Genomic DNA, 13,357 nt, shown 5'->3' on the forward strand with positions numbered 1-13,357 from the left:
CTGCATTATCCGGTTATCAGATTACCACTTACACTTATGATCCTTTAGTAGGAGTAAGAAGCATCACACCACCATCCGGAATCAGGGAAAGCTATGTTTACGACTCTGCTAACAGACTTCAGAAAGTGATCGATGTGAATGGCAAAGTGTTGAAGGAAATGAAATACAACTATAAAAACTAAAACTGATGAAAAAATTGATAATACCAATAGGAGCGTTGCTCTTATCCAATATAACTTATGCCCAGCTTTCCACGATTTCAAGCAATGAAAACTATATTCAGACCAAAACGTATCTGGATTATAATGGTACCACAGCTACAAAATCCTCAGAATCTGTACAGTATTTTGACGGACTGGGAAGGGCAAAACAGATTGTTAACATAGCTGCATCACCACTGGGACGGGATGTGGTTACTCATATTGAATATGACGCGTTCGGAAGACAGGTCAAAGATTATCTTCCTGTTCCCCAACTTTCCACAAGCAATGGAAACTATTATTCAGGACCTTTGGGTGTTTATCCTACAACCTACGGTAATGAAAAGATCTATTCTGAAAAAGTTTTGGAAAGCTCACCATTGGATCGGATTCTGGAGCAGAAACAGGTAGGTAATGACTGGAACGGAAAATCTGTAAAGTTTAGCTATGACACCAACGGATTTAATGAAGTCTATCAGTTTACCACGAGCACAAGCTGGGTAGATGGAGCTACAAAAAGTGTAGTGAGCTTATCGCCTGCCACCATTTATGCCCCCAACCAATTGTATAAAAACTCTGTCAAAGATGAGGATGATAATGAAACCATAGAGTTTAAAAACGGTAGAGGACAGGTTGTATTAGTAAGAAAAGTCATGAGCCCTGCAGAACATGTGGATACCTATTATGTTTATAATGAATATGATCAGCTGGCTTTTGTTATTCCTCCTCTGGCTGTTCATAAGTCTATTACGGATGATCTACTCAATACCTTATGCTATCAGTACCGTTATGACGGCAGGGGAAGACTTGTGGAAAAAAAGCTTCCCGGCAAAGGCTGGGAGTTTATGGTATATGATAAAGCCGACAGGCTGATGCTTAGCCAGGATGCCAATATGAAAGGATCTGGAAAATGGCTGATGACCAAGTATGACCAGTGGGGAAGAGTTGCCTATACAGGCATATTCAGTTCAAATGACAGTAGGGCGACAATACAGGATCAGATCAAGGATTTGGTTATTTATGATGCGCGCCATTCTACAGGTTTTGTAAGGAATGGAATCAATATTTATTATACCGCTGTCTATTTTACCCCTGAAAGTATTTTGTCGGTTAATTATTACGACTCTTATCCTGCCTACAGTTTTAATCCGGCATTTCCTTCAACAATTCAGGGAGAACCAGTATTGACAGACACTCATACAGCTGATGGAAGAAGTACCAAAGGACTACCTGTAATGAGTTTTGTAAAGAATATTGAGGATGACAACTGGACCAGGAATTATACCTATTATGATCAGAAAGGAAGAGCTATTGGCAGTCATTCTGTGAATCATTTGGGAGGCTATACCCGCACAGAATCCAAACTTGATTTTGCAGGAATCACGAAACAGACTGTAACAAGGCATAAGAGACTGAGTACGGATACCGAAAGGGTCATCACAGAAACCTTTGATTATGACAGTCAGAACCGCTTGGTTACCCATAAACATAAGATTGATAATAATGCTGAAGAAATCCTGGCTCAGAATACCTATAATGAAATTTCCCAGGTTACGAATAAAAAAGTAGGAGGAGTTACGGCTTCTTCTCCGCTTCAGCAGATAGATTACCAATATAATATCCGTGGGTGGCTGACCCAGATTAACGATCCTGCCAATCTTGGAAATGACCTGTTTGGATATAAAATCAGATATAATGAAGTACAAGGTCTGGAAGTCCCCAATACCAATTATCCGAACCAAAAAGTAAAACCGAAATACAACGGCAATATCGCTGAAGTTGATTGGAAAACCTCTACAGGAGCGAATGATAATGTGAGAAGATACGGATATGTTTATGACCCGTTGAACAGGCTTACAGCCGGTTTCTATCAAAAAGACACCAACCCTTCCGGGAAAGAATACAATGAACTCTTTGCTTATGACCTGAACGGGAATATTCTGAATCTGGTAAGAACCCAGGGACTTCTCCCGGGAAGTACTGAGGCCATGGTGATCGATAATCTGATCTACAGCTACACGGGAAACAGGCTTACCAAAGTATCTGATGCCTATCTTAACAGTTTAGGATATCCTGTAGGAGGAAATGAAATAGGCTATGACGATAACGGAAATATGACGACCCAATTGGATAAAGGAATTTCTTCCATTCAATATAATTATCTAAATTTACCACGAAAGATTACCCAGAACTCTAAGGTAACGGATTATATTTACAGAGCAGACGGAGTGAAACAAAAAAAGGTTTTCGGAACAGAAACAACCGATTATCTGGATGGCTTCCAGTATGTAAATTCTACATTAAAGTTTTTTCCAACCACAGAAGGATATTTTAATGTTGAAACCGGAAAGTATGTATATAATTATACCGACCACCTTGGAAATGTTAGAGTAAGTTATAATAAGAATGGAGCAGGATTAGAGATCATTGAAGAAAGTAATTATTATCCGTTTGGATTGAAACATGAGGGATATAATGCATTAGTAGGAAATCCTTCGTATAAGTACAAGTACAACGGGAAGGAATTGCAGGAAAGTGGTATGTATGACTATGGAGCAAGATTCTACATGCCGGATATTGGAAGATGGGGTGTGGTGGATCCTAAAAGTGAGTTAGGTAGAAGGTGGAGTCCTTATACTTATGCTCTAGATAATCCGATTCGATTTATCGATCCTGATGGAATGTGGCCATACCCTGTAATTACACGTTCTTTTGCTCCATTTGAGTCTTTTGGAGGATGGTTTGGAGGTGATAATAGAGGGTTTTCTACTTCTCAATCTGTTACGTCTAGATTATCACATAGCTATGTAATGAATACTGATAATCATACTTACACTAACTATGGAGCTACTTCCAGTCCTTCTACTCATTTTTTGTTTGGCTCTGCAACAGCAACAGATGACCGTGGTACAATTACAAATGCTGTATATAGCTCAAATAAAGATGGAAGTACTACAACTTCTTGGACATCTACAATGGCAGGGCACAATCCATTAGTTCCAGGTTCTCCTGATATTGATGTAAAAACTAATTTTAGTTTAACAGAGAATAAAGATGCAGGAACTTTAGGGGTTAGCGTTACTCAAACAGGAGATGGGTTTCCTTCAGCAGAGACAATGATTGGTGATACAGCTGGGAATCAATTGATGATAGGTGTTAGTCCTGCAGTAGGAAATCCTTACACGAGTTTACCAGGAGACGGCAGTAAACCAATGATGAGTAATAATTTTACAGTAACAATGGACAAGAATGGCGTATTTACAGGAGTGCAAAAAGGAGATAAAACATACTCTGTTGGTGATTGGAATAAAACAATGACTTCGCAACCAGCTGTTGAAAGAGTTCCTATTCCAGAGCCAGGATCATTGGAGTTTGAAATGGTAAGATAATAAACAAAAAATTAGAATGAAAATACTACGAACAAATTGGATAAATATATTAGGTGTCTTTATATTCCTCTTAACTTATTCCATCATTTTTAATTTTACTGTTGATGATGGTGTTACAAGAAATTTTTTTCAGTCAATATTTGCTGCAATATTTTTAATCCTCTTATACGGCATAATGTTTTGGGCGGGCTTTATATTAGCTCTTATTATTTTAGATTTAATACTGATAGTTCCTAATCAGGATAAACTTACTTTAAAGTTATTATTTGAATGGGCTATAATTAGCATCCCTTTTATATACTGGGCTATCATGTATGAAAAACAGCGAAATATTTTTATAGTTGCTATAATAGCTCTTCTAATAACACAATTATTAAGAAAAAAATTAATAACCAAAGCCACTCATTGAGTGGCTTTTATTTTACATTATAGATTGCAATTTAGTTTGTTTAAGGAAAGCATCAAGTAGAGCGAAGACATGTTGTCTGTCGTTCTCTTTTAGTTTTTGGATATCGAGGATTTTAGCGACAATATTTTTATCCAGTAGAATATCTGTAGAACCTACGAGATAATCCAGAGATCCCCCCGCTGGCGCGAGCGTCTCGCTCGTGCCCACAAATAAAACGAAACCTCTGCAACAGCGGAGGTTTTTTTATACTATAAGTTGTTTCAGTCGATTATATACCTTCATCTAATATAATTATCTAAATTTACCTGGAAAGATTACCCCAAACTCCAAAGTAACGGATTATATTTACCGAGAAGACGGAGTGAAGGTAAGAAAGGTTTTCGGAACAGAAACAACCGATTATCTGGATGGCTTTCAGTATACCAATTCGATATTAAAGTTTTTTCCAACCGCAGAAGGATATTTTAATGTTGAAACTGGAAAGTATGTGTACAATTATACGGACCACCTTGGAAATACAAGATTAAGCTATGCTAAAAATGGAGCAGGAACAGAGATCATTGAAGAAAGTAACTATTACCCGTTTGGACTTAAACATGAGGGGTATAATGGATTGGTAGGAAATCCCTCGTATCAATACAAGTACAACGGAAAGGAACTGCAGGAGACTGGTATGTATGATTATGGTGCCCCCCGCTGGCGCGAGCGTCTCGCACGTGCCTACGAATAAATCAGAACCTCTGCAACAGCGGAGGTTTTGATTTATTTTGTCTTAAGAAGCTCTATTGATATATAATGATCCCAGCTGTGCAAAGTCTTCAGACTTTGTGAGATTGTTAAATAAATTTACCCGGCTAACGCGAGCATCTCGCTCGTCTCTCATGGCATATAATAAAGCCATCGTAGTGCAAAATAGCAGTGGTTTTTGTGTTTATAAACAGGTTCAAATAATTATATTCCTCCATCCAATATAATTATCTAAATTTACCACGAAAGATTACCCAGAACTCAAAAATAACGGATTATATTTACAGAGCAGACGGAGTGAAACAAAAAAAGGTTTTCGGAACAGAAACAACCGATTATCTGGATGGTTTTCAGTGTACCAATTCAATATTAAAGTTTTTCCCAACCACGGAAGGATATTTTAATGTTGAAACCGGAAAGTATGTATATAATTATACTGATCACCTTGGAAATGTTAGGTTAAGTTATGCTAAAAATGGACCAGGAACAGAGATTATTGAAGAGAGTAATTATTATCCGTTTGGATTGAAGCATGAGGGATATAATGTATTGACAGGAAATCCAAGTTATAAGTATAAGTATAATGGAAAGGAACTTCAGGAAAGTGGCATGTATGATTACGGCTGGAGAAATTACATGCCTGATGTGGGACGTTGGACGCAGTTAGATCCACTAGTTGAAAATACAGAAGATCCTTATGCTTATAATAATCCGATAAGTTTAACGGATCCTGATGGAAGAGCTCCATATGATGGTGGAGATGATGATTGTTGTAATGAATTTTTTACTGGGGTAAAAGAGGGCTTTGTCGGAACATTCAAAGGAATTGGAAATTTTATAGCCCATCCTATTGATGGGACAAAAAATGCAGTTAACAATTACACTTGGAGTGATTATGGTGATAGTGTGGCTAATTCTATGACGTTTGGTATTTATGGAACGGCTAAAACAGCAGGAGCACTGATACAAGGAGATTCTAAAACAGCAGGGAAAATAACAGGGGAAAAAGCGGCAGAAGTTATTATTGTAGCGACTACAGATGGTTTGGGAAGAGGAATTAAAGGTATAAGAAATGCTAAAGATCCTGGCTTAGGAAATCAGTTCAAAACAAAAACGACTTCGCAGGTAAATAATGCAATGGAAAAACAAGTTAATAAAGGGAAATTAGATAAAGTCTATACGGACCCTAAAAGTGGCTCAATTTCTTATAAAAATAAAAAATCTGGTTATTCATATAATGTAGATACTGGAAAATCAGGAAAAACGGGAAAAAAAGTAGAGCCTGCACATATTGATGTTAACTATCCAAATCCTAAGCCTAAAAACATGCCACCTAAGAAGAAATTACCAACAAAAGAAGATTAATATGATATCATTTATAAATTACAAAGATGTTCCTGAACAATTAGAGGTTATTGTTGATAAACAAGGAATAGAGGAATTAATAGAATATTTAAAATTTGTTAAGCAAAGTGAAGATCATATACACTTGACATTAGGAACAGAGTTACACGAATACCCTGAAAGTTTAGAGCCAGGGGTTATAAATGTAAAATCAGTCAGATTAGAATTTTATAAATCTGATATTTTAGATTCCGATGCCAAAGTTTTATAAACTTTCCCCAGCTGGCGCGAGCGTCTCGCTCATGCCCACAAATAATAACGAAGCCTCTGCAACAGCAGAGGTTTTTTATTTTCTTGTTTTGAAAAACTATATTGATATATAATGATGATCCCCCCCGCTGGCGCGAGCGTCTCGCTCGTGCCTACGAATAAATCAGAACCTCTGCAACAGCGGAGGTTTTGATTTATTTTGTCTTAAGAAGCTCTATTGATATATAATGATCCCAGCTGTGCAAAGTCTTCAGACTTTGTGAGATTGTTAAATAAATTTACCCGGCTAACGCGAGCATCTCGCTCGTCTCTCATGGCATATAATAAAGCCATCGTAGTGCAAAATAGCAGTGGTTTTTGTGTTTATAAACAGGTTCAAATAATTATATTCCTCCATCCAATATAATTATCTAAATTTACCGGGTAAGATTACCCAAAGCTCCAAAGTAACTGATTATGTTTACCGGGCAGACGGTGTGAAGGTAAGAAAGGTTTTTGGAACAGAAACAACTGATTATCTGGATGGCTTCCAGTATACCAATTCGATATTAAAGTTTTTCCCAACCGCGGAAGGATATTTTAATATGGAGACCGGAAAGTATGTGTATAACTATACTGATCACCTTGGAAATACCAGATTAAGCTATGCTAAGAATGGAACAGGAACAGAGATCATTGAAGAAAGTAATTATTATCCGTTTGGATTGAAGCATGAAGGGTATAATGTATTGGCAGGAAATCCTTTGTATAAATACAAGTACAACGGCAAAGAACTTCAGGAGACAGGAATGTATGATTATGGCTGGCGTCAATATATGCCTGACTTGGGTCGATGGATACAGTCAGATCCACTGATAAAGGATTTAGATTTTACTTTTGACCCTAATAATATTGATGATGACGAAGTAGCAAGTGCAATTGAAACTACTTTGGGTAATGGCGGTGGAATTTTCAATCCTGATAACCTAAGCCCATATTCTTATGGCTATAACAATCCTATAAAGTTCGATGACCCAGATGGAAGATGTCCAACTTGTATCGTTGGAGCTGTGGTTGGAGCTGCTACAGAATATGGATTACAGGTCGCAGCAAACTATCTTGATCCTGAAGTTAAAAATAAGTGGACAGACAACATCTCTCTTTCATCAATTGCTTTATCTGCTTTAGAAGGGGGATTAACACAAGGCAGTAGTGCACTTAGAAAAGCAGCTGTAAAGACAACCGTAATGATAGCAAAAAATACGGTGGAAGTAAATACAACGAAAGGAGCTAAAATGGAGACTAATTTTCAGAATGTTGCAAAAAATACTCTTATAGATGCGGCTGCTGGAGGTGTTACTAAGAAAATTGGGGGATTAGCTAAAACGGCAAAATTAGAAAAGATAGATAAATTGGCTACTAAAGTTAATTTAAACAGTAATGCTAAAGCTAAGAATTTTGTAAAAAAAATAACTGGATTTAGTTCTAGAAGATCAAGTAATGTTTCAAAAAAGCTTGATGTAAAGGCGGTTTCAAAGCAGGTAAGTAATGGGGTTAAAAACTTTACCAATAAAACTGTTGAAAATTCTACTAATGCAGTTACTAAAAATAAAGTGGATAAAGTAAAAGATAAGACAAATGACTAAGAAAAGTTTTTTTTTAATTTTAATATTACTATTTATGATTTTTCTTAATAGAAATGTTATGATATACAGACCTCTAATGAAAATCATTCCTCTAAAACAGACTCAAGGATTGATTATAGATGAAAAAGAACCCCAAAGAAGGGGCTTTATAACAGGAGCATTCAATTACTATTATGAATTTTCTGTAAAAGATAAGAAATATTCAAATCCTAGTTATGATGATAGTTATAAGATAGGGGATACAGTTTGGGTAGAGTATAATGAAAGTTTTCCTTTTATAAATAGAATAAAAGGTCAGAAATAAAATACCTACTCCTCGCTGGCGCGAGCGTCTTGCTCGTGTCCAAAAATAAAACAAAAACCTCTGCAACAGCGGAGGTTTTTTATTTCTTGTGTTAAGAAAAAGATATGGATAATCATCAAAAATTAATAAAAAATTGTATTTGTAAATTATATAAAATGAACAGGTTATGTTTTTGTATTCCAAAAATCTGTATATTGTATTACCAAATTAAAGCGTAATCCGAAAAGCATATAGAGTAGGAAAAAAATCAAAAAAATGTTACTATGAAAAACTTAAGAAAACTTTCAAAAAGAGAATTGAAAACTGTTCAGGGTGGTATCCCGATGTGTCTGGCAGGATACTTCTGGTGTTCATTGGAAAGAAAATGTATTCCGGTAGGATCACCATGCGGACTTATTATCGATTAACTAATTAAAATAGTAGAAACAGGCTGTCTCAGAAATGGGACAGCTTTTTATGTGCTCACCACCAATCGACTTAGGAATCAGGAGCGTAAAGAAAATTTGAATGTAATCCGTTAAAAAATTTCCACTGTCTGAGCATGGGACTTACTCAGAACCGAAGCAGAACCGGATGATCCATGCGAGTTTGGAAATTTTAGGAGTACATTTAAATTTTTAGCGGATGATTCCCGTCTTGAACTTTTGTATACTTTTGTTTTAAGACAAAAGTATAAATGAAAAAAATGTTATTTTGCAGTCTTAATTACAGAACTTTCGTGCGATCCAGAACAAATTATATTCTTGCTGTTGGTATCATTTTTTTGAATGTTATAATATTACTGGTAAATATATACATAATAAGAAATGGTTTTCGTGTCTTTGAAGGAGGCTTAAATTTTTCTACCCTATTAATGATTTCAAATGTTTTTATCTTTCCTGCAGCTGGAACATTTTTCAAAAACTTAAGAAGTGAATTTATAATGTTAGCACTGAACATATTAGGAATAGTTATAGCCATTTTAGGAACTTTTCTGGCTTTTATTACGATAACAATTCAATGCTAAAGGTAGATTATTACGTTAATATCTGACTTAGGAATTAGTAGCGTTAAGAAAATTTCAATGTAAACCGTTAAAAAATTTCCACTGTCTGAGCATGGGACTTACGCAGAACCGAAGCAGAACCGGATGATCCATGCGAGTTTGGAAATTTTAGGAGTACATTCAAATTTTTAGCGGATGATTCCCGTCTTGAACTTTTGTATACTTTTGCTTCAAGGCAAAAGTATAGTTGAAAATCATATTAAATATTTCCCAATTTACTTGTTCCACTTCTTTTAGTCTGTGTCTTTGACTTGTTGATGGTATTAGCTACCAGTTATTTAAAAAGTAGTATATTACTCATTAATGCCCGACTTAGGAATCAGGAGCGTTAAGAAAATTTCAATGTAATCCGTTAAAAAATTTCCACTGTCTGAGCATGGGACTTGTTCAGAACCGAAGCAGAACCGGATGATCCATGCGAGTTTGGAAATTTTAGGAGTACATTCAAATTTTTAGTGGATGATTCCCGTCTGGGACTTTGTATGCATTGACAGGAGCAAATACAACATAAATTCAGAAAAAAACAAAAGTAACTGATATGATCATTTTTAAAAAATATTATATTTATATTATTGTCATTATAATAGGGGGCCTCTTTTTCTATGACCATTTATTCTTACAAAAGTTTAAAAATTCATATAAAAAAGAAGGTTTGTATACTACCGGTATAATACAGGAAGTTAAAGGGTATGGCAGAGGAACAGGTTTTAAGTTTATCTATACCTTTACTTTGAATGGTAAAAGGTATAAATCAAATTGTGATGTGGGAAACTTATCATATTCAGTTGCTGAAAAGAAAGTCAATAAAGAGTATTTAGTAATATACTTGAATAGTGATGTTCACAATAATAGAGTATACGCTAATGTTCCTATTGAAGATAGTTTAAAAACTAATGCAGAATTAAAAAAATGGATTGAAAAAAATCCACTGATTAAACAAAAACTGGATTCGATTCCTGGAGCAGGATTCTTTTGGGAGAATTACTTTTGAAAAATCGCCCGTCACCATGCAGACTTATTGTCGAATAATTAAAAAATAGTAAAAACAGGCTGTCTCAGAAATGGGACAGCCTTTTTATGTGCTCACCACCAATCGACTTAGGAATCAGGAGCGTTAAGAAAATTTCAATGTAATCCGTTAAAAAATTTCCACTGTCTGAGCATGGGACTTGTTTAGAACCGAAGCAGAATCGAACGAACCATGCGAGTTTGGAAATTTTAGGATTACTTTTCAATTTTTAGCGGATGATTCCCGTCTTGAACTTTTGCATACTTTTGCTTCAAGGCAAAAGTATAAGTATAAATTATGAATGAAAATCATCAAATCTGGATTTTCATCTCTCACTGAAAAACCGTATTTTTGTACATCTAAAAAGTAAAAGAACGAATGAATTCCTACAAAAATCCATTGGAAGAGCGCTACTCCAGTGAAGAAATGTTATTTAACTTCTCACACAATAACAAATTCCAGAATTGGAGAAAGCTTTGGATAGCTCTTGCTGAAATCGAAAAAGACCTTGGACTTGAAATCACAGACGAGCAGATCGCTGAGTTAAAAGCTAATGCTGAAAACATCGATTACGTAAAAGCTGCAGAGTACGAAAAAAAATTCCGTCATGATGTAATGGCTCACGTTCACGCCTATGGTGATGTGGCGCCTTCAGCAAAAGGAATTATCCACCTGGGAGCTACTTCGGCTTTTGTAGGAGACAATACAGACTTAATCCAAATCCGTGACGGACTTTTAATCTTAAAGAAAAAGTTGGTGAACGTGATGAAAAATCTTTCGGATTTTGCGATTCAGTATAAAGACCTTCCAACTTTAGGATTCACACACTTCCAGCCGGCTCAGCTGACAACAGTTGGGAAAAGAGCTACCCTTTGGTTACAGAGTTTGGTTCTTGATATTGAAGAATTGGATTTCTTCCTTGAAACCCTACGTTTCAGAGGAGTAAAAGGAACTACAGGAACTGCTGCCAGCTTCCTTGAATTGTTCAACGGTGATTATTCTAAAGTAAAACACTTAGATAAAGAACTTTCAAAAAGATTCGGTTTCGAAAAAGTTTTCGGAGTTTCCGGACAGACTTATGATAGAAAAATTGATGCTAAAGTAGTTGCTTTATTGGGAAATATTGCACAGTCTGCGCACAAATTCACAAACGATTTACGTTTACTTCAAAACCTTAAGGAAATTGAAGAACCATTCGAAAAAAACCAGATCGGTTCTTCGGCAATGGCATACAAGCGTAACCCGATGAGAAGCGAAAGAATCGGAGCATTGGCAAAATATGTAATGTCTCTGACGACAAGTTCTGCAATGGTAGCTTCTACACAATGGTTTGAAAGAACATTGGATGACTCTGCAAATAAGAGATTAACAATCCCTCAGGCGTTTTTAGCTGTTGATGCTATTCTGTTAATCTGGAACAACATCATGAACGGAATTGTTGTTTATCCAAACAGAATCAACAAGCACATTATGGAGGAACTTCCTTTCATGGCGACAGAATACATTATCATGGAAGAAGTAAAAGCTGGTGGTGACCGTCAGGAAATCCACGAAGTGATCAGAGTTCACTCTATGGAAGCTTCCAAGAAAGTGAAAGAAGAAGGAAAAGAAAACGACCTTATCGAAAGAATCTTAAATGATGATTCTTTAAAACTAGACAAATCAAAACTGAAAGAAGTTTTAGATCCTAAAAACTTTATTGGTTTCGCGCCGATCCAGACGGAGGAATTCATCAAAAATGAAGTACAGCCGATTATAGACCAAAACAAAGACTTAATAGGATTGGAAGCTGATCTTAAAGTATAAAACAATATGCAGTCTTTTGGGCTGCATATTTTATTTCCCACTCCAATTAATATGAAAAAACTGCTATTAACCATCCTATTAACACCAATCATTTCTTTTTCTCAGAGTAAAGAAGATTTACATTATTTCAAATCCAAAGATTCTTTAGTAGGAGTAAAAGATAAAGCAGGAAAAATAATTGTTCCTGCACAGTTCAAAGTCTTTTCATTCTTTAAAGATGGAGATCCTGTAGAAGGAGAAACCATTCTTTTTGACGGAACTAAAGAAGGCGAAGAACCAGAGAAAAATGCATGGGGATATGTGTATGACAGAAATGGGAAGTTCCTGTATCAGCCTTTCCTTTTTGACAATGGAGCAGATTATTTCTCTGAAGGACTGAGAAGATTGGTTAAAAATGGTAAAGTAGGATTTGCAGACCGAAACGGGAATACTGTTATTGTAGCTAAGCACGACTTTGCATTTCCTTTTAATTATGGATACGCCACCTTTTGTGACGGCTGTGACTGGGAAAAAACAAATGATGAACACAGGTCTGTTGTAGGTGGTAAATGGGGCGTGATGAATGTCAAAGGAGAAACTGTTCTGCCATTGGCAAAACCATCAGAAAAGGATGTTGAAATAGACGGGAAATACTACCCGAATCCGTTTCAGTATAATGAAAAGGAGAAGAATATCCTTCAGTTCTTTGAAAAGCAGAAGAAAAAACTGTCAGATCTTTATTATGTGAATTTTTATGACAAATTATCTGAAAAAGAAAAGAATCTGTTTTTTGAAATCGTAGAAAGGCCAAAAGAAAATTTTCCCTATTATCAGGTGAATACTTATAATGATAGGAAAAAAGACTTAGATATGCTTTACCGCTTCAAGTTTCTTGTTTCAGAAGATGGAAAAACATTTTATGCCATTGAGGATTTTAATGAAAAGAAAGTTCCTTTTGAAAACTGGCTGAAAGAAGAAATAAAAAATGCAGAAGACTTTCAGAAAGAACATAAGGATAATCCGAATAAGTTTATAAACAAATAAAATAAATTTGGAAATTCCATAGGTCAAATTTGAAGAAAATACGACTTATTCCTTTAAATTTGTACAGAATAATGATTGGAGGGAAAATCTCTTTCAAAAATTTCCAATATAGATGGGTTTAAAGAAAAAAACTTTAACTCAGAAAAAGTAAAAAAGAAAAATAAATCTAATATTAAAAATCTGACA

Annotated in this window: 10 protein-coding genes and 2 pseudogenes; all 12 read left to right on the forward strand. The window is 35.6% G+C overall.

Going from position 1 to position 13,357, the window contains the following annotated elements:
* The coding region (locus DDF69_RS11980) for an RHS repeat domain-containing protein (protein ID WP_162800898.1) at window positions 1-182 on the forward strand (182 nt) is incomplete at its 5' end.
* Window positions 183-187: 5 nt separating this feature from the next.
* The gene (locus DDF69_RS11985; RefSeq protein WP_114820979.1) at window positions 188-3,589 is read left to right on the forward strand and encodes a DUF6443 domain-containing protein; all 3,402 of its coding nucleotides are present in this window, start codon (window positions 188-190) and stop codon (window positions 3,587-3,589) included.
* 16 nt (window positions 3,590-3,605) lie between these two features.
* Entirely contained in the window at window positions 3,606-3,998 is a 393-nt protein-coding gene (locus DDF69_RS11990; protein WP_114820980.1) for a hypothetical protein, read from the forward strand.
* Between the two features lie 286 nt (window positions 3,999-4,284).
* Window positions 4,285-4,716 (forward strand): annotated as a pseudogene (locus DDF69_RS12000) (RHS repeat-associated core domain-containing protein); the annotation flags it as partial.
* Between the two features lie 326 nt (window positions 4,717-5,042).
* Window positions 5,043-6,110, forward strand: coding sequence for an RHS repeat domain-containing protein (locus tag DDF69_RS22435; RefSeq protein ID WP_306597670.1), 1,068 nt, complete (start codon window positions 5,043-5,045; stop codon window positions 6,108-6,110).
* Between the two features lies 1 nt (window position 6,111).
* Window positions 6,112-6,360, forward strand: a complete 249-nt coding sequence (locus tag DDF69_RS12010) for a hypothetical protein (RefSeq protein ID WP_114820983.1) — start codon at window positions 6,112-6,114, stop codon at window positions 6,358-6,360.
* A 388-nt stretch (window positions 6,361-6,748) separates the two neighbouring features.
* Window positions 6,749-7,217 (forward strand): annotated as a pseudogene (locus tag DDF69_RS22290) (RHS repeat-associated core domain-containing protein); the annotation flags it as partial.
* Between the two features lie 843 nt (window positions 7,218-8,060).
* The gene (locus DDF69_RS12020; protein ID WP_162800917.1) at window positions 8,061-8,288 is read left to right on the forward strand and encodes a hypothetical protein; all 228 of its coding nucleotides are present in this window, start codon (window positions 8,061-8,063) and stop codon (window positions 8,286-8,288) included.
* A gap of 263 nt (window positions 8,289-8,551) precedes the next feature.
* Window positions 8,552-8,695: a bacteriocin-like protein gene (locus tag DDF69_RS22070; protein ID WP_156121528.1), complete on the forward strand. Its 144-nt coding sequence runs from the start codon at window positions 8,552-8,554 to the stop codon at window positions 8,693-8,695.
* A gap of 1,176 nt (window positions 8,696-9,871) precedes the next feature.
* A complete protein-coding gene (locus DDF69_RS12030; protein WP_114820987.1) occupies window positions 9,872-10,324 on the forward strand; it encodes a hypothetical protein in 453 nt (150 codons plus the stop codon).
* A gap of 396 nt (window positions 10,325-10,720) precedes the next feature.
* Entirely contained in the window at window positions 10,721-12,148 is a 1,428-nt protein-coding gene (gene purB / locus DDF69_RS12035) for an adenylosuccinate lyase (protein WP_034699682.1), read from the forward strand.
* Window positions 12,149-12,199: 51 nt separating this feature from the next.
* On the forward strand, window positions 12,200-13,171 hold the full coding sequence (locus DDF69_RS12040) for a WG repeat-containing protein (RefSeq protein ID WP_228411979.1): 972 nt from the start codon (window positions 12,200-12,202) through the stop codon (window positions 13,169-13,171).
* The last annotated feature ends 186 nt before the right edge of the window (window positions 13,172-13,357 follow it).

It is taken from the genome of Chryseobacterium sp. KLBC 52 (genome assembly GCF_003347605.1).
Taxonomy (GTDB): Bacteria; Bacteroidota; Bacteroidia; order Flavobacteriales; family Weeksellaceae; genus Chryseobacterium.

What these genes read in the sequence shown, in the direction of transcription:
- DDF69_RS11985 (WP_114820979.1), top strand. Translation starts at nt 188, where the DNA reads ATGAAAAAATTGATAATACCAATAGGAGCGTTGCTCTTATCCAATATA.
- DDF69_RS11990 (WP_114820980.1), top strand. Translation starts at nt 3,606, where the DNA reads ATGAAAATACTACGAACAAATTGGATAAATATATTAGGTGTCTTTATA.
- DDF69_RS12010 (WP_114820983.1), top strand. Translation starts at nt 6,112, where the DNA reads ATGATATCATTTATAAATTACAAAGATGTTCCTGAACAATTAGAGGTT.
- DDF69_RS12020 (WP_162800917.1), top strand. Translation starts at nt 8,061, where the DNA reads ATGAAAATCATTCCTCTAAAACAGACTCAAGGATTGATTATAGATGAA.
- DDF69_RS22070 (WP_156121528.1), top strand. Translation starts at nt 8,552, where the DNA reads ATGAAAAACTTAAGAAAACTTTCAAAAAGAGAATTGAAAACTGTTCAG.
- DDF69_RS12030 (WP_114820987.1), top strand. Translation starts at nt 9,872, where the DNA reads ATGATCATTTTTAAAAAATATTATATTTATATTATTGTCATTATAATA.
- purB (WP_034699682.1), top strand. Translation starts at nt 10,721, where the DNA reads ATGAATTCCTACAAAAATCCATTGGAAGAGCGCTACTCCAGTGAAGAA.
- DDF69_RS12040 (WP_228411979.1), top strand. Translation starts at nt 12,200, where the DNA reads ATGAAAAAACTGCTATTAACCATCCTATTAACACCAATCATTTCTTTT.